Origin of the sequence: Akkermansia sp. JRP_AM1, assembly GCF_049262625.1 — a bacterium.
Taxonomy (GTDB): Bacteria; Verrucomicrobiota; Verrucomicrobiia; order Verrucomicrobiales; family Akkermansiaceae; genus Akkermansia; species Akkermansia massiliensis.
In genome coordinates this window covers 1275475-1290684 of the sequence record NZ_CP118234.1, presented here as the reverse complement: position 1 = coordinate 1290684, position 15210 = coordinate 1275475, and the positions used below count along the sequence as shown (strand labels likewise).

Genomic DNA, 15210 nt, shown 5'->3' with positions numbered 1-15210 from the left:
ACGTAAAATACGCATCGCCCCTTTTTCTGTAAGCACAATCACTTTTCGCCGTACTTATACCATGAGCACTCCGGCCCCTCTCTCTCCCTCCGTTCTGGCTCCCAAACCGCATTATGCCGCCCTGGACGGCCTGCGCGGCGTAGCCGCCGTCATGGTGGTCCTGTTCCACATGTTTGAAGGAAGCGCCAGGGACTTCCAATTCCACACGGACCAGATCATCAACCACGGCTATCTGTCCGTGGACTTCTTCTTCATGCTGTCCGGCTTCGTCATCGGGTATGCCTATGACGACCGCTGGGGAAAGATGAGCCTGTGGAATTTCTGCAAGCGGCGGCTGGTGCGCCTTCAACCCATGGTGGTCATGGGGATGCTGCTGGGTGGAGCCCTCTTTTACTTCCAGGGGTCTGAAATCTTCCCGAACATCGCACAGACCCCTGTATGGAAAATGCTGCTGGTCATGACCGTGGGGTTCACGCTGCTGCCCGTCCCCGTTTCCCTGGATATTCGCGGATGGACGGAAATGCACCCGCTGAACGGTCCGGCCTGGTCCCTCTTCTTCGAATACATCGCCAACATCCTTTACGCCGTGCTCATCAGGAAATTCACCAGCCGGTGGCTGGCGGTCCTGGTCTTCCTGGCGGCCTGCGCCCTCATCCACCAGTGCTACACGCAGGGCAACAACATCGGCGGCTGGACGCTGGACGTGGAACAGTGCCGCGTGGGATTGACGCGGCTCATGTTCCCCTTCTTCGGCGGCCTGCTCCTGTTCCGCCTGTGCAAGCCCGGCCGGGTCAGGCACGGCTTCTGGTGGTGCAGCCTGCTTCTGGTGGGAGCGCTGGCCATGCCGCACGTGGGCGGGGCGGAAAACTTCCGCCTGAACGGCCTGTATGACGCCTTCTGCATCATCGTCATCTTCCCCGCGGTGGTCTTTCTGGGAGCCAGCGACATCCCAGGCGACATCTCCTCCCGGGCCAGCCGGTTCCTGGGAAACATCTCCTACCCCCTTTACATCACCCACTATCCCATCGTTTACCTGTACCTGGCCTGGGTGCACGATGCGGAAGTGCCCTTTTCCCGCGCTCTCCCCGTGGCGGTGGGCGTCCTGTTCATCTGCATTGCCGTGGCCTACGGGTGCCTGAAGCTTTATGACGAACCTGTGCGCGCATGGCTTTCCAAACGCGTGCTGGCGCGGCGCGCACCGGAACAGCCCAGGCCGTAAAACGGAGCCCAGGGCATAACAGCGGTTCGGGGCGCCAGGAAAACAACGGGAGCGCCGGGACAAACATCTGCCTTGCCCCCGGCGCGGCCCAGCCGGATACTGGCGGCGGTCTTCCATGGAAAAACTGCCGACATCCTCCAAAGCGCTGCGCTACCTGCCCTTTCTTGTGGCATCGGCATTCTTCATGCAGATGCTGGATGCCACCATCCTGAACACGGCCATCCCCACCATCGCCCGCAGCTTCAACAGCCACCCGCTGCAGCTTCACTCCCTGGTGACGGCCTACATGCTTACCGTCTGCGTCCTGATACCGGCCTCCGGATGGATATCCGACAAGCTGGGCTCGCGCCGCACTTTTCTCTTCGCCATCTCCGTTTTCTCCGCGGGGTCCCTGCTGTGCGCCCTCTCCACCTCCGTCGCCATGATGACGGCGTGCCGCGTCATCCAGGGAATCGGGGGGCCTTCCTGATGCCCGTAGGGCGTCTGGTCGTCCTGCGCTCCTATCCGCGCTCCATGTTCGTCAACGTTCTGAACATCGTGACGATTCCGGCGCTGCTGGGGCCTCTCCTGGGGCCGGTGCTGGGCGGCATCATCGTCCAGTACGCCTCCTGGCACTGGATCTTCCTGATCAACATTCCGGTGGGCATCGCAGGCCTGTGGGCCACCTGGAAACTGATGCCGGACCTTAAAGCGGTCCGGGAACAGAAATTCGACTGGGCGGGCTTCTTCCTCTTCTCCTCCTCCGCCGTGCTGGTCACCATGGGCCTCTCCACCGCAGGAGGCGCAGCCGACAAGACGCGCATGGCCCTGCTCCTGTCCTCCGGAGGCGTGTTCCAGCTCCTGTACTGGGTGCTGGCGTTCCGTTCAAAGGCGCCCATCTTCAGCCCCTCCCTGTTCCGCATCAGGAACTTCGCCATCGGCATCGCCGGCAACATCGTCTGCCGCCTGGGGGAAGCTGCCTGCCGTACCTGATTCCGCTCTTCTTCCAGGTGGTGCTGGGTTACTCCGCCCTCCAGTCCGGCATGTCCCTGATTCCCCTGGCGCTGAGCAACCTGCTGGCAAAAACGGTCGCGCCGCGCCTGCTCGGCAAATTCGGCTACCGGAACATCATGGTCGTCAATACCTTTACCATCGGGACGCTGCTGGCCGCCTTCTACTTCATCAGCCCCGGCACCCACGAACTCACCCTGCTGGGCATGCTCGCCCTGCTGGGCGCGGCCAACTCCATTCAATTCACCTGCATGAACACCCTGACGCTGATTGACCTCCCCAACGCGGACGCCAGCAGCGGCAACTCCCTGCTCTCCACCATCATGCAGCTCTCCATCGCCGTCAGCATTGCCGCGGCCTCCCTGCTGCTGGACAGCTTCGGCGGCCATTCAGCCACCTCCGGAAAGGCCGTGGAAGCCGCCTTCCACGCCACCTTCGTCACCATCGGCGCCATTGCCGCGGCCAGCTCCTTCATCTTTGCCCTGGTGGATAAAAACAAGGGCATCACCCGCAGACGGAAAAAAGCGGCCTGACGCGCGGGAACGCGGCCCCCGCCTCTGTTCAGGAACAGGAAACGCTGTCCCCCGTTTCAAGGGAGCAGCACTGCGCGAACTGGGCGCGGGACTCTTCCAGGGTAATCGGCTTCTTGTCCGCCCCCAGGGCCACGTAAACCAGCTCCGCCTCCGTAATCTTGGCAATATTATTGCAGAGCTTCGTCAGGCGTTCCGCGTACACCTCCACCTTTACGGTGACGGAGGTGCGCCCCACCTTGATAATCTCCGTATAAAAGGAAACCACATCGCCCACCAGCACGGGAGCTTCAAACGTCAGGCTGCTGACTGCACGCGTCACGATGTAGCGGCTCAACGCATAACGCATGGCCGTATTGGCTCCCGCCAGGTCCACCTGGCTCATCACCCAGCCGCCGAACACTTCCCCGCTCTGATTGGTGTCCGCAGGCATCGGTTCCACGCGCAGGGCGGGAATGCGTCCCTCCGGAAGCTGGGTATGGTGGTATGTATTTTCCATAAATAAGAACAATTATAAATTAACGGGCTCATGCTCATCTATCCCGGCCCTCTTGTAAAGAGCAAAACGCGGAAACGGAAGGCGGACAGCCCCGGAGGATTCCTCCAAGAAAGGGGAATACGTTTTCGCAGGACAATAAAGTATTGACGATAGATGTGTTATCAGTTTAAAAGGAACCATGCGGATTCCTCCTTCCCCGCCCATTGCCCTCGTCTCCCTTTCCCTGCTGGCCGTGCCGGTTTCCATGGCTGATACAACAGACTCCGGAACCTCCCCTTCCATTCAAAATGAGGGAAAAGAAAAAAAGGCGCCTCAATTCAAACTCACGCTGAGGGAATATACCCATCCCGGCGGAGAAGCTACCTGCGTGTTACGGGACAGTTCCTTCCCTTATCCCAAAGATTACATGCTGCAGGATTACCTGGCGGCCCTGGAGCAATTCCTGGAAGAACAGCAGGCCAGGGGAATGCCGCTGGAAAAAATCACTTGCTTTTCCACGCCTTCCCTGGGACGGGCAAAGGACGTCCAGGAAAAATTCAAGCAGCTGGCGAGGGAGGGGAAAAGCCGTGTCTCCAAAAAGGACGGCCATTACATGAGCGTCTGCGTGAGGCTGGTACGGGAGGAAAAACTGCTCGCCCCCTACAGGGAAACCTTCAAGCGCTTCGGATTGGAGGTGGACGACACCCTTTTTGGAGAATCCAAAATGGCAAGGGCTCCCTTGGACGTGCCGGGAAGAAAAACCCCCGTCTATTATTTTACGGGAGGGATGGTGAACCTGAAGCTGGCTCCCCTGAAACCGCTGGAACAAAAGGCTCCATAAAAAATAAAAATGCGCCGGGACAAGCCGCTTTTACACCGGACGGTTGAATTTGTGCGTCTTATCCCGGCCTTTTTTACAATGGCCCGCAAGGACGGTTGTCCATTCCTTATGGACCGCGACCATGAACCCAAAATGAAAAAAGTGGACGGGGAGGAACATCCCGCTTCCGACTTCGCCTATGTTCCCGACCCGGAAAAGCCCTCCACCTGGAAACTGCCGATTTTCAACATGCATCATGTAGGGGGCGCCCTGGCCGCCATGACCAGTGACTACCGCGGCAATCCCGTGGAAATCCCGGAAGGAGACCGCCACGCCGTCATGAAAAAAATCCTGGCCCGGAAAGCGGAGCTGGAACAGGAAAAAAGCTGACTCCGGCTTCTTGCATTCCTTTTTTCTTGCGCCTGGAAACAAGCCGGGAAAGATGGCTTTCTCCCCGGCTCCCTTGATTCTTTGCCATCCGGCAGGGTAAAACCTGCCGGACTTTTTTTGTTCCGCCGCCTGCTGCGCGCCGCGGGAAGCTCCGCAATTGTCCCCCCCACTTATAAAAGAGGCAGACCTTCACCTCTTTTCTCCCCTTTATCCATGTAATGGCATGGCCTTCCACCGCCGCCTGTGATAGAATCCCTCCACCCCTTATTCCGGGAAAACGGGAACGGCGCGGCGTTCAGCCGCCTTTTCCCGGACAACGGCTGCCGAATTTCCCGCAAAGGCGGAATACCCGGAACGCCATTCCTTCCTCTTTAAACGCCATGACCGGAGAAAAAGTGAAAAAATGCCTTTGGCTCTTCTGGATCAACCTCTTTATCGGGGCATTCACGTTCGGGGGCGGCTACATTGTCGTGCCGATGATCAATAAATACTTTGTCTGGAAAAAACGGCTGTTTTCCAAAGAGGAGCTTCTCTCCATGGCCGCCATCGCGCAATCCACGCCCGGAGCCATTGCCGTCAACCTCTCCGCGCTGGCGGGGCACCGCACCGCAGGCATGGCCGGAGTCATTTGCAGCTGCCTGGGCGCCATCATCCCGCCGCTGGTCATTCTTTCCATCATCACCGTCTGGTATGACGCCTTCAGTTCCAATCCCGCCGTGGAAGCGGTCCTCCGGGGAATGCAGGCAGGCGTGGCGGCCCTCATTGTGGACATAGTCGTGGACATGTGGCAGATGATCCTGCGCAGAAAATCCGCCCTGCTGAACGCGCTGGTTCCGGGCGCGTTCCTCGCCAGCTTCGCCTTTCACGCCAACATCGCCGCCATTCTGGCCGTGTGCTGCCTCCTGAGCCTGTGGCACGTCCGGAAAACGCTGGGAAGGAGGGCCGGATGACTCAGGCATTATGGCAGCTTTTCAGCGTCTTTCTCCAGATCGGAGCGTTCAGCATCGGAGGCGGCTACGCCGTCATCCCGATGATCCGGGACCAGGTGGTCATTCACCAGGGCTGGATTACCCAGAAGGTTTTTACCGATATCATCACGATTTCCCAGATGACGCCAGGCCCTCTGGCCATCAACACCTCTACCTTCGTCGGGCTGCAAATCGCCGGCATTCCCGGCGCCGTGGCGGCCACCCTGGGCTGCATCATTCCCGGCGTGGCGGCGGCGCTGCTGCTGCACCTTTTCTTCCAAAGGCATAAAAAATCCGCTTATGTTTCCGGGGTGCTGGAAGGGCTGAAAGCGGCTTCCGTGGGCCTGATCATGTCCGCGGGCGGCACCATCCTGCTGCTGACCTTCTGCGGCACCTTTGACTGGCACGCCATCGCGGAAGTGGACTTCCCGAGCATTCTCCTGTTCGGCGCGGCCCTGTTCGTCCTGCGGAAATGGAAAATGAACCCCATCCTGCTGATGACCCTGACGGGAGTGGCCGGATACTTCATTTACGGACTGTCCTGAAATCCGGCGCGGACGCGCTGAAAAACGGAGGAAGGTTCCCGCCCTCCCTCGGCGCAAATAGGATGAAAGGATCAAATCATTTGATCATCAAGCGGGTTAATCAGCACAATATAGCGGCTTTTCCCGAAAACGGATTGGAGAAATTCAACAGGATTCAAGGAAGACCAGTGAATGAACGGCTCTATCAGGATCAATGGAAATAACATTCAGAATAATCCTATATAAGTGAATATCAATGACATGCTGAAATAAAAGCATGTCTTCCCTTGAACAGGCCATCCAAATCCCGGTCATCACGGATAGGAAATGCGGAACACCGGAGAAAGGGACGCAGCCAGCTATCTTACGCATGGCGGGCGGCGCCTTCCTTCTCCCGGCAGTTTCACGCCAAAACATGACTGATGAAAAAATGAGTACTAAAGACATTCACGAAATGCAGGACCCGCGCGACGAATTCCGCCAGGAAGGGTATGAAAAACAGCAGCAGAAAGCTCCCGGGCTCCAGTCCGAAATGGAACCCGTGCCGGACGCCGGAGAACAAAGCTATCATGGCTGCGGCAAGCTCCGTGGACGGAAGGCCCTGGTCACGGGGGGAGATTCAGGCATAGGCCGTGCGGCCGCCATTGCGTATGCACGCGAAGGAGCCGACGTAGCCCTGAACTACCTTCCCGAAGAACAGAGCGATGCCGAGGAAGTGGCGGAGCTCATCAGGAAGGAAGGGCGGAACGCCGTTCTGCTGCCGGGCGACCTCAGCGATGAAGCCTTCTGTCAAAAACTCGTCAGGGACGCTCTGGAAAAACTTGGCGGCCTGGACATTCTGGCCCTGGTGGCCGGCAAGCAGGTAGCGGTGGAGGACATTCAGGACATTACCACGGAGCAATTGACTAAGACATTTGAAGTGAATGTTTTCTCCCTGTTCTGGATTGCCAAGGAAGCCCTTCCGCACCTCAAGCCGGGAGCGAGCATCATCACGTGTTCTTCCATCCAGGCCTACCAGCCCGGCAAGAACCTGGTGGACTATGCCTCCACGAAAGCGGCCATCATCGCCTTCAGCCGCGCCCTGGCCAAGCAGGTAGCCTCCAAGGGCATCCGGGTGAACGTGGTAGCTCCCGGCCCCATCTGGACGGCTCTGCAAGTGACCGGAGGCCAGTTGCAGAAGGACCTGCCGGAATTCGGGCAGAAAACGCCCCTCAAGCGGGCCGGACAGCCCGTGGAGCTCTCCGGCCTGTACGTCTTCCTCGCCTCCCAGGAATCCAGCTTCATCACTGCGGAAGTCTTCGGCGTCACCGGCGGCATGCATCTGGCCTGATACGGAAATCCGCGGCCCGGGAAAAGGCTTCATGCTGCCTGCCCGGCAAACCCGGAACCATGGCCCGTTCCCTTTCCGGACTCCCGGAAAGGGAAACTTTTGCCGCCTTCATCCCTCCGCGGAAGCATGAACTCCATTCATCCGTCAGGCAAACCCCAGCAGGCGCGCCGTTCCCGCCACCAGAAGGCACATCACGACGCCGCAGGCCGTCGGAATGGCGAAGGCAAGAACAGCCCACTTCCATTTGCCCGTCTCCTTGCGGACGGTGAGAAGAGCCGTTGAACACGGCCAGTGCATCAGGGAAAACAGCATGGTGCACAACGCCGTCACCCAGGTCCAACCGTTATTGGTCAGGAGGGACTTCAGCTCGTTCATATCGTCCATGTCCATCATGTTGTCGGAAGCCAGGTAACCCATGATGATGAGGGGGAAAACGATTTCATTGGCCGGAATGCCGAGGATGAACGCCATCAGGATCACGCCGTCCAGACCCATCAGCCGCCCGGCGGGGTCCAGCCACTGCGTGCCGTGGACAAGCAGGCTGGAGTCTCCAACGCGGATATTCGCCATCAGCCAGATGACGATTCCCGCCGGAGCCGCCACCATTACCGCGCGCCACAGGACCGCCAGGGTTCTGTCCAGAAAGGAGCGGACGATCACGCGGCCGATCTGGGGCTTGCGGTAGGGGGGCAGTTCCAGGGTAAAGGAAGACGGAGTTCCCTTGAGAATCGTATGGGACAGGAGGGCCGTTATCGCAAACGTCATTCCCACGCCCAACCCGATCAGCAGCACCAGGCCCGCCACGGAAGCCAGCGGCTGCAACCCGGACGCCACCGTCCCCGCAAAAAACATGGTCATGAGGGCAATCAGCGTCGGGAACCTGCCGTTGCAGGGGACGAAATTATTCGTCAAAATGGCTACGAGCCGTTCCCGGGGGAATCGATAATCCGGCATCCGGTGATGCCCGCGGCATTGCAGCCGAACCCCATGCACATGGTCAGCGCCTGCTTGCCGCAGCCGCAGCACTTCTGGAACACCTTGTCCATGTTGAACGCCACGCGGGGCAGATAACCGGAATCCTCCAGCAGCGTGAAGAGGGGGAAAAAGATGGCCATGGGCGGCAGCATGACGGACACGACCCACGCCACCACGCGGTAAACGCCCAGCACCAGCACGCCGTGCAGCCATTCCGGAGCATGCGCCAGGCGGAACAGGTCCGTCAGCGCCTCCTGGCCTTTTCCAAGCAGGTCGGCCAGCCATTGGGAAGGATAATTCGCCCCCACGATGGTGATCCAGAAAATCAGCACCATCAGGGCGAACATCAGGGGATAAGCCGTCCACCGCCCCATCAGCACCTTGTCGATGCGCCTGTCGCGCCCCAGCCCCCCTCCGTCCGGCAAAGCGACCACTCCCCTGCACAGGCGTTCCGCCTGTTCCACGAATACCGCCGCCACGCGGTCGCCAAAAGAACTGCCTGAAGAACCGGCCTCCGCGGCGGCGGCCTCACGGAGAATCTCCTGCACCTCCTTCTCCTCTCTCAAACCGGTTCCCGCGTACTGCTCCAGAAGCCGCAACGTTCCCTCGTCCCCTTCCAGCAGCTTGACGGCTGCCCAGCGGGGCGACAAACCGCGCCACGGAAGACGCCCGGCCAACATTTCCAAACGCGCCAGCCACGGTTCCACGTGCTCCCCATAGGGCAGCCGGAGGGGGGCCGCCTCTCTCCGGACCACGCCATCCGCTGCACCGTATCAGCCAGAACGTCCAGGCCTTCACCTTTCGCCGCCGATGCCGGAACCACGGGAACTCCCAGGCGTTTTTCCAAAAGCGGGCAGTCGATGCGGATGCCCTTCCGCCGGGCCTCATCCATTAAATTGACGCAGACCACTACATTTCCCGTCGTTTCCATCACCTGGAGGGCCAGGTTCAAATCCCGTTCCAGATTGGTGGCGGAACAGACGACAATGACGGCATCCGCGTCACCGAAACAAATGAAATCCCGTGCCGCCTCTTCATCCGAAGAACAGGCCAGCAGGGAATACGTGCCCGGCGTATCCACCAAAAGGTACTCCCGGGGACCGCGCCCCACAATGCCTTCCGCGCGGACGACCGTCTTGCCGGGCCAGTTCCCGGTATGCTGCCTCAGCCCCGTCAGCGCATTGAACACCGTGCTCTTTCCCACGTTGGGAGCGCCCGCCAGGGCCACGATGGGCATGCGTTCTTCCGCCGCGCCGGAAGATCCGCCCTTCTCCGTTCCGCTGTCCAGCCTCACCCGTTCTCCTTCCATGGCTGATTTCACGCGGACTTAACGGTAATCATTTCCAGATCGGAAGACCTGAACGCCATGACCGTTCCGCGCACAAGAAAAGCGACGGGGTCTCCGAACGGCCCCCGTTCCAGGCATTCCACCCGGGTGCCGGGAATCATGCCTATATCCATCAACCGCCGTCTCAAACGGCCTTCCATCCCGAGAGACTCAATCCTGGCGGTCTCCCCTTCAGGCAACTGGTTCAATGTCATTGTTAGTTTTCTCCTTTCCATTAATTGTTCATGCAGAAACTTCCACGAGGATGGCGTCAGCGGCGGCGGCAGGCAATTCCAGCCGCTGTCCTTCTTCCGCCTTCACCAGAAACGCTCCGCTGTGCGCTTCCGCCTCCATCAGGGCTACCGTTTCATGAAGATGAATGCCCAGGGAGGTGAGAAGCTCCAGCAGCTCTTTCGATTCGGGAACGCGCCTGATTACGGCCGGAATCCCTGCCGGGATGTCGGACAGGCGGGAAAGCGGCCCTTCCGGCAGCGGCCCGTCCTCCCTCCCGGAATCCTCCTTCCGTGGGGGCACATCTCCGGATAACCGAGAAAACGGTCCAGTTTTTCCATCAAGCGGGGGGAAGCCGCATGTTCCAGCTTCTCCGCCTCTTCATGAACGTCCCCCCACGAATACCCGAGATGTTCCACCAGGAAAACCTCCCACAGCCGGTGAATGCGCACCAGCTGCATGGCGGCTTCCTCTCCCTTCCGCGTCAGGCGGATGGAGCGTCTTTCCATGCTCTCCACCAGGCCTTCCTTCTCCATCTTCCGGATAATCTCGCTGACGGAAGCGGCAGAAACGCCCAGATAATCAGCAATATGCCTGTTGCCGACCCTCTCCCTGCTCCGCTGGAGCTCGGCGATCGCTTTCAAATAATCTTCACGGCTGCTGGTCATGGCTCTGATGATCTCCTTCGTTATAAGGTATACCTAACAAAATGATATTTCGCTCAAACAAAAAAGCCTCTCCCGTGTCAGCAGAGCCATTTTTTTCCATTACGCAAACGGCAGGGAACGGCTTTGAAAAGGAATTAGGCGCATTCCTTCATTTCCCGGTTGTCCCCGCAGAAAGTTCCTGCTTGAATAAGGCATGTCCTTCGGCGGCACTGCTCTGTCTTTTCTTCTTTTAACGGCCCTGCTCCTTCCCACGGCGCATGGCGGCCCGCTGGATGCTCCCGTCATCACCCTTGGAGAGAAAAAAAGCCTGTTCGGAGAAAAGGCGCAGGCTAATGAATACGTCAGCTATGCCCTCTACTACTGGCCTGACCCCGCCAATCCGGAAGGCCCCTACAAGCCCATTGACGGCAAAAAGAACCAACGGCTCCGCAGCATGGACGACAGCGGCAAGATGGCCGCTTTTATCGGTACGGTTTGCAGCCTGGGACGCCAGTACGAACTCAACAGGGACCCGCGAGCCGCTTCTCGTGCCGGGGAATGGCTGAGAGCCTGGTTCATTGCTCCGGCAACCCGCATGCAGCCCCACCTGAAATACGCCCAGATCCGCCCCGGACACCGGACGGAAGGCGACGGAGGCGGCATCATAGACCTTTACCGCATGCCCGATTTTCTGGATGCCCTGGCGGCGTTGAAACGCTCCGGGGCCTTGACAAAAGAGGAATGGAAGCGGGTGGACGCGTGGCTGAACCAGTACTACGCATGGCTGGCCACCAGCAGGCAGGGCAGGCATGCGCATACGCGCAGCAACAACCATTACCTGTTCTATGTGGCGCAATGCGCCCATCTGGCTCACTTTCTGGGCCGCGACAACGAAGCGCGCCAATGGCTGGCGGAAGCCTTCGCCAACATGGACCGCCACATTGCCCCCGACGGTTCCCAGCCGGAAGAACTCAAGCGGGCGGAACCATGGCAATACAGTGTTTACACCCTTCAGGCCTGGGGCTACCTCGTGCAAATTGCGGAACGCATGGGAGATAAAAACTACCGTTACCGGAAAACGGCCGCCGGGGCTTCCATCCAGAAAGCTGCGGACTATCTCCTGCCGTTCCGTACCCATCCGGAAGCGTGGCCCTGGAAAGGCTCCAGGGCAGGAACCCCGCTTCCCGCCATCTTTGAACCGTCCCGGCCGGATAAGGAAAAACAGGACCGCCCTTGAACAACGGCAGCTATTAAAATTGCCTTTGATTCATTGGAAAACCCCTTGTTCGGCAGCATCACGGCACCCGGAAAGAGACGTTTTCCCGGGAAACCTGTTCAGTAAGGAACATTCCGGCGGCATCTTCCCTTCTCTTCGCGGCTTTCCATTCCCACGGCGGGATGGGATTCGGCTCCGCCCAAAGGCCTTTTTTGGACTTCCTGGCCTCCGCTTCAAGGGAAGCGAGTTTCCGGCTGGCGGAAAAATTTTATAAATCCACGCCCATCCATCCTTCACCAACTCCTCATTGACGAACACCTTTCCATACCAGACTTCCCCCAAAATACGGCCGTACCTGTCATGCTGGCTGTACTTGACTGTAACCGTCTCTCCCCAAATCAGCTTTTCCAGATACTCCTTGGCTCCTTCATACCCGTTTTGCCCCCTTTCCGGCGTATCAATTCCTTCAAGCCGTATCCGGTAGGTCCGCTTCTGTTCGGGCGTTTTTTCCAGGAGAGTAATGGTATCGCCGTCAATCACGTTAATCACAACTCCCCTGATACTTTCACCAAAAGCCATGCAAGAGCTCATCAGGAAAACCAGTAGCCATCTCATAAAAAAATGATATAATTCAAAAAATTGCAACAAGCAATCATTCTTTGGAGAAAGTCTTTCCCGCACCGGCCGGTCGGCCGCAAATGAAAACAAACATCCATGGCAGCACCGTTGGAACATGAGGTTCCAGAACGTTCATTGCGCTTCCCGGCACACCACACCGCAATCCCTGAACCTATTCCGAACCTGGCCGGAGCATTGATAGGCCAGACTGCATCACTGCTCCGCGCGGAAAAGCCTGCATTCCGCTGCCGGCTTAAGGATAACAGGAAGTTTCATGCAGTTACCCATGAAACCGCTTGCGAAAACCGCGCGTCCAGCATGGAACCGGATGCCCAGCGGCATTCAGCAGGATGAAACACGGAACCCTGTTCACTTCTTCAATTCCTCGGCAATTCTGCCGAGGTTCTTTTCCGTTGCCTTCCTCAACTTTTCCTGCTGTTTCCAGTTCCAGGCTGTTCTTTCGGATACTCCGGCCTGTTCCGCCAGCCAGCGCACGGCGCCGCTCGTGTCACAGCCCGTTTTCTTCTGGATGACTTCCAGCAGTTGAGTGACATATTTGTTCATGGTTTCCCGGGTTGACGTTATTTCGATTCCCACGCCCGGCTGAATTCGCCGTCCCGGAACAGGGCCGCAATGCCGCTGAGCTGCTTGAGGCGCAACAATTCCTCCGCATCCATGCCGAGGTTTTTGAGTATCCACGCATCCGACATGCCCGCTTCCGTCAGTTCCTGGATAATGCTGGTCATCAGTCCGATATTGTGAGACCCGCGGGCACGGTTGTGCCTGATGGTGGAGGCCATGCGGTTTCCAAGAGGCTTGTCGATAACGGCCACCGGCATCATGCCATCCTCCCGTTCGTAGATGTCGCGGTAAGTTTTCATGATCTGGCAGCGGTGGAAGCCGTCAACGATTTCATAGGTGCCGTCCTCCAGTTGATAGCAGACAATCGGCATCGTGTAGCCGTCCTCCTTGATGCTCTGGTAGAGCAGCTTCATTTCAGGCGGCGCCACACTGTTCGGGTTATAGGCATTGGAGCGGATTTGGTCCAGCGGAACACGCCGGATTTGATAAACGGGGGATTGATAGGGGGGGTTCATGAAATGTTGCGGTATTTGTTGACGGCGGCACGGCGCCGGGCAATCGCTCCCTTGGTTGGACTGAATCCGGCATATCTGCAGAAATAGTCATTTTTCATGATGCAGATGCACATGCGCTTGTAAGAGGGCACCTGCCGGAAATTGCTGACGGGCATGTCGTCGGGATAACCCATGAATTGAACGATATCGCGTCCATCGTAGCGACCCGATTTTCCCGTCACGGCAGCCAGCGGGTAGGCCGCCAGCACTTCATCGGCGGTTCCGGGATCGACGGTTCCCCCTGCATCCAGTACCTTTTGGATTTTTCCAGGATGTTGTTGTAGTGGGCCGCCGTCCTCGCATCCATCGTGGAAAGCAGGAATTCATAATACGATTTCCAGGTATGGCCGGGCGGCAGCTTGATGGTTTTCCAGCCCATGGCCGTCGTGCCTCCGTACAGGCCCGTAAAATTGACGCCGTTGACCCGGCCGATCATGCGCGCCCAGTTGGAGGGATCGATCACTTTGTAGAGCTTCAGGCTTTCCTGGGCACAGTCGTTGAACGGGCTTGCCACCCGCATCTGCCCGGCAGTAAGGCCCGCCTGGTACAAGAGGTCATAGAGACGGTTGTAGTCAAAACCAAAGCGGGCGGTGGCCGTCCAAATATCGCTGACGCGCCAGTCATAGAGAGGGTAAACGTTGGCCGTCACGGCACTGGTCTGCGTAATCCACTTCCTGCCCTCGTAGGATCTCCTTTTTTTGCCGCGTGCCACGGCCGCGTACCTGTTGAGGCTTTCATCCGCCCGCAGCCCCACCATGACAGCGGTGGTGCCGCGCTTTTTGGCAAAATGGCGCGAGAGCTTGTCCTGGAATTCGTAGTCCACCATGCCGTGCCGGAACGGAACGTCCAGATTCCCTTCGTGAACCACATAGGGATTTTCCGGCATGGCCCGCACCCACAGTTTTTTTTGGCGGCGTCCCACGGCGTCCAGTAAGGTTCCCCAGGGCGCATGCCGACTGGGCCTTAATCGGCACGCAGTACCACATTTTACGGATGCCCGGGAACTGTTCCAGGAACGTCCGGGTCACATACTCGGTCGTCATCTGGTACTGGGCCTCATAATCAAGGTGGTACATGGTCAGCTTGTCCAGCAGACCGTGTTCGTCGGCGTAATTGTAGCACAGATTGAGCAGGACGCCGCTGTCCTTGCCGCCCGAGAAGGCCACCAGAACATTGTCAAACTCCTGGAAGCAATAGGCTATGCGCTCCAGGGCCGCTTCATAGACGTTTTTGTCCAGGTAGGTTTTCACAATTCTTCCAGAGCCTTTCTTCCGTCACCCATCGTCAATTCCCTGCCGGGCGGAAATACGCCGGCACGGATACTATTGACGGAGGCCATGTATTTTTCCTGAAGTTCTTTTAGTGGCTTGCAGTCGATAGGGATATCCCATGCTTTTCCAAACAGGGCTGCAACGCCTTTATGCCCGCATAAGTAAATAACATCATGTTTTTCCATGTTTTAAAATACGCAGTAGGTGATTGTTCGCTGTTTTCCTGCAACAACGCCAACCTACTCAATTATTATAGCAGGTCAATGCTTTTACTGCAATTATTTCAGTAATTTTATTTCAATTCGCCTTCTTCTCAAAATACCTATGCTTTTTAGCGAGTAACGCCATTCCCGACGTTCCGCGCCCATGACGGCATGGCCGCCTTCTCTTTTCCGGAGCGTCCGCATCATTTTCAGCATCAATGTTCCGCTATGGGAATCACGGCCCTGAGCCTGGGGATGCAGGAGCAATTACATCCTTGGGCGTCACGTTGAATGGACAAATTCTGCGATGACGGCGTTATGCCCGGTCTCTCGTCAC

At 58.0% G+C, this 15210-nt stretch carries 19 protein-coding genes and 2 pseudogenes; 8 read left to right on the top strand and 13 right to left on the bottom strand.

The genetic code is table 11. The features are described from left to right. The first annotated feature begins 61 nt into the window (after window positions 1–61). Together PVA48_RS06100 and PVA48_RS06095 are read left to right on the top strand one after the other, a co-directional pair. Window positions 62–1219 (top strand): acyltransferase family protein, encoded by a 1158-nt coding sequence (locus PVA48_RS06100; protein ID WP_102721617.1) that lies wholly within the window; start codon window positions 62–64, stop codon window positions 1217–1219. Between the two features lie 115 nt (window positions 1220–1334). Next, window positions 1335–2742 (top strand): annotated as a pseudogene (locus PVA48_RS06095) (DHA2 family efflux MFS transporter permease subunit). Window positions 2743–2770: 28 nt separating this feature from the next. Here the strand turns inward: PVA48_RS06095 and PVA48_RS06090 are convergent. Continuing rightward, a complete protein-coding gene (locus PVA48_RS06090) occupies window positions 2771–3238 on the bottom strand; it encodes an acyl-CoA thioesterase (protein ID WP_022396427.1) in 468 nt (155 codons plus the stop codon). 406 nt (window positions 3239–3644) lie between these two features. Between PVA48_RS06090 and PVA48_RS06085 the strand changes: the two genes are divergently transcribed. The 5 genes from PVA48_RS06085 (at window position 3645) to PVA48_RS06065 (ending at window position 7249) form a co-directional block, all read left to right on the top strand. Next, window positions 3645–4058: a hypothetical protein gene (locus PVA48_RS06085; protein ID WP_180975125.1), complete on the top strand. Its 414-nt coding sequence runs from the start codon at window positions 3645–3647 to the stop codon at window positions 4056–4058. Between the two features lie 132 nt (window positions 4059–4190). Further along, window positions 4191–4427, top strand: a complete 237-nt coding sequence (locus tag PVA48_RS06080; RefSeq protein ID WP_146021054.1) for a hypothetical protein — start codon at window positions 4191–4193, stop codon at window positions 4425–4427. A 380-nt stretch (window positions 4428–4807) separates the two neighbouring features. Beyond that, window positions 4808–5377: a chromate transporter gene (locus PVA48_RS06075; protein WP_102727899.1), complete on the top strand. Its 570-nt coding sequence runs from the start codon at window positions 4808–4810 to the stop codon at window positions 5375–5377. Then, window positions 5374–5940 carry a chromate transporter gene (locus tag PVA48_RS06070; RefSeq protein WP_102721622.1) on the top strand — a complete coding sequence of 189 codons (567 nt, stop codon included), beginning with the start codon at window positions 5374–5376 and terminating at the stop codon, window positions 5938–5940. Before PVA48_RS06075 ends, PVA48_RS06070 begins: the two co-directional genes overlap by 4 nt. A 409-nt stretch (window positions 5941–6349) precedes the next feature. Continuing rightward, complete coding sequence (locus PVA48_RS06065; protein WP_218957693.1) at window positions 6350–7249, top strand: SDR family oxidoreductase; 900 nt, start codon at window positions 6350–6352, stop codon at window positions 7247–7249. Between the two features lie 144 nt (window positions 7250–7393). Here the strand turns inward: PVA48_RS06065 and PVA48_RS06060 are convergent, their stop codons facing one another. From PVA48_RS06060 to PVA48_RS06035, 6 genes are read right to left on the bottom strand one after another with little or no spacing between them, the layout of a single operon-like run. Beyond that, window positions 7394–8203: a nucleoside recognition domain-containing protein gene (locus PVA48_RS06060; RefSeq protein WP_423232403.1), complete on the bottom strand. Its 810-nt coding sequence runs from the start codon at window positions 8201–8203 to the stop codon at window positions 7394–7396. Beyond that, window positions 8167–8904 (bottom strand): nucleoside recognition domain-containing protein, encoded by a 738-nt coding sequence (locus tag PVA48_RS06055; protein ID WP_423232500.1) that lies wholly within the window; start codon window positions 8902–8904, stop codon window positions 8167–8169. The genes PVA48_RS06060 and PVA48_RS06055 overlap by 37 nt, the downstream gene beginning before the upstream one ends. Further along, a complete protein-coding gene (locus tag PVA48_RS06050; RefSeq protein WP_423232402.1) occupies window positions 8787–9545 on the bottom strand; it encodes a FeoB small GTPase domain-containing protein in 759 nt (252 codons plus the stop codon). Before PVA48_RS06050 ends, PVA48_RS06055 begins: the two co-directional genes overlap by 118 nt. Further along, window positions 9542–9766: a FeoA family protein gene (locus PVA48_RS06045; protein ID WP_102721624.1), complete on the bottom strand. Its 225-nt coding sequence runs from the start codon at window positions 9764–9766 to the stop codon at window positions 9542–9544. The genes PVA48_RS06050 and PVA48_RS06045 overlap by 4 nt, the downstream gene beginning before the upstream one ends. A gap of 28 nt (window positions 9767–9794) precedes the next feature. Continuing rightward, window positions 9795–10085: a FeoA family protein gene (locus PVA48_RS06040; RefSeq protein WP_423232401.1), complete on the bottom strand. Its 291-nt coding sequence runs from the start codon at window positions 10083–10085 to the stop codon at window positions 9795–9797. Beyond that, window positions 9986–10450: a metal-dependent transcriptional regulator gene (locus PVA48_RS06035; protein WP_423232400.1), complete on the bottom strand. Its 465-nt coding sequence runs from the start codon at window positions 10448–10450 to the stop codon at window positions 9986–9988. Before PVA48_RS06035 ends, PVA48_RS06040 begins: the two co-directional genes overlap by 100 nt. Window positions 10451–10643: 193 nt before the next feature. On the opposite strand from PVA48_RS06035, the gene PVA48_RS06030 reads away from it, so the two are divergent. Beyond that, a complete protein-coding gene (locus tag PVA48_RS06030; RefSeq protein ID WP_102721625.1) occupies window positions 10644–11666 on the top strand; it encodes an alginate lyase family protein in 1023 nt (340 codons plus the stop codon). A 30-nt stretch (window positions 11667–11696) separates the two neighbouring features. On the opposite strand, the gene PVA48_RS06025 is transcribed toward PVA48_RS06030, so the two are convergent. The 6 genes and pseudogenes from PVA48_RS06025 to PVA48_RS06000 form a co-directional block, all read right to left on the bottom strand. Continuing rightward, a complete protein-coding gene (locus tag PVA48_RS06025) occupies window positions 11697–12353 on the bottom strand; it encodes a thermonuclease family protein (RefSeq protein ID WP_423232399.1) in 657 nt (218 codons plus the stop codon). Between the two features lie 279 nt (window positions 12354–12632). Further along, a complete protein-coding gene (locus PVA48_RS06020; protein WP_022396437.1) occupies window positions 12633–12827 on the bottom strand; it encodes a hypothetical protein in 195 nt (64 codons plus the stop codon). 17 nt (window positions 12828–12844) lie between these two features. Continuing rightward, entirely contained in the window at window positions 12845–13360 is a 516-nt protein-coding gene (locus tag PVA48_RS06015; RefSeq protein WP_022396438.1) for an IbrB-like domain-containing protein, read from the bottom strand. Next, window positions 13357–14156: pseudogene (locus tag PVA48_RS06010) on the bottom strand (DUF3440 domain-containing protein). Before PVA48_RS06010 ends, PVA48_RS06015 begins: the two are co-directional and overlap by 4 nt. After that, on the bottom strand, window positions 14134–14649 hold the full coding sequence (locus PVA48_RS06005) for a hypothetical protein (RefSeq protein ID WP_423232398.1): 516 nt from the start codon (window positions 14647–14649) through the stop codon (window positions 14134–14136). Before PVA48_RS06005 ends, PVA48_RS06010 begins: the two are co-directional and overlap by 23 nt. Continuing rightward, the gene (locus tag PVA48_RS06000) at window positions 14646–14855 is read right to left on the bottom strand and encodes a hypothetical protein (protein ID WP_102721629.1); all 210 of its coding nucleotides are present in this window, start codon (window positions 14853–14855) and stop codon (window positions 14646–14648) included. The genes PVA48_RS06005 and PVA48_RS06000 overlap by 4 nt, the downstream gene beginning before the upstream one ends. Window positions 14856–15210 lie beyond the last annotated feature (355 nt).

What these genes read in the sequence shown, in the direction of transcription:
- PVA48_RS06100 (WP_102721617.1), top strand. Translation starts at nt 62, where the DNA reads ATGAGCACTCCGGCCCCTCTCTCTCCCTCCGTTCTGGCTCCCAAACCG.
- PVA48_RS06090 (WP_022396427.1), bottom strand. Translation starts at nt 3,238, where the DNA reads ATGGAAAATACATACCACCATACCCAGCTTCCGGAGGGACGCATTCCC.
- PVA48_RS06085 (WP_180975125.1), top strand. Translation starts at nt 3,645, where the DNA reads ATGCTGCAGGATTACCTGGCGGCCCTGGAGCAATTCCTGGAAGAACAG.
- PVA48_RS06080 (WP_146021054.1), top strand. Translation starts at nt 4,191, where the DNA reads ATGAAAAAAGTGGACGGGGAGGAACATCCCGCTTCCGACTTCGCCTAT.
- PVA48_RS06075 (WP_102727899.1), top strand. Translation starts at nt 4,808, where the DNA reads ATGACCGGAGAAAAAGTGAAAAAATGCCTTTGGCTCTTCTGGATCAAC.
- PVA48_RS06070 (WP_102721622.1), top strand. Translation starts at nt 5,374, where the DNA reads ATGACTCAGGCATTATGGCAGCTTTTCAGCGTCTTTCTCCAGATCGGA.
- PVA48_RS06065 (WP_218957693.1), top strand. Translation starts at nt 6,350, where the DNA reads ATGAGTACTAAAGACATTCACGAAATGCAGGACCCGCGCGACGAATTC.
- PVA48_RS06060 (WP_423232403.1), bottom strand. Translation starts at nt 8,203, where the DNA reads ATGCCGGATTATCGATTCCCCCGGGAACGGCTCGTAGCCATTTTGACG.
- PVA48_RS06055 (WP_423232500.1), bottom strand. Translation starts at nt 8,904, where the DNA reads ATGTTGGCCGGGCGTCTTCCGTGGCGCGGTTTGTCGCCCCGCTGGGCA.
- PVA48_RS06045 (WP_102721624.1), bottom strand. Translation starts at nt 9,766, where the DNA reads ATGACATTGAACCAGTTGCCTGAAGGGGAGACCGCCAGGATTGAGTCT.
- PVA48_RS06035 (WP_423232400.1), bottom strand. Translation starts at nt 10,450, where the DNA reads ATGACCAGCAGCCGTGAAGATTATTTGAAAGCGATCGCCGAGCTCCAG.
- PVA48_RS06030 (WP_102721625.1), top strand. Translation starts at nt 10,644, where the DNA reads ATGTCCTTCGGCGGCACTGCTCTGTCTTTTCTTCTTTTAACGGCCCTG.
- PVA48_RS06020 (WP_022396437.1), bottom strand. Translation starts at nt 12,827, where the DNA reads ATGAACAAATATGTCACTCAACTGCTGGAAGTCATCCAGAAGAAAACG.
- PVA48_RS06015 (WP_022396438.1), bottom strand. Translation starts at nt 13,360, where the DNA reads ATGAACCCCCCCTATCAATCCCCCGTTTATCAAATCCGGCGTGTTCCG.
- PVA48_RS06000 (WP_102721629.1), bottom strand. Translation starts at nt 14,855, where the DNA reads ATGGAAAAACATGATGTTATTTACTTATGCGGGCATAAAGGCGTTGCA.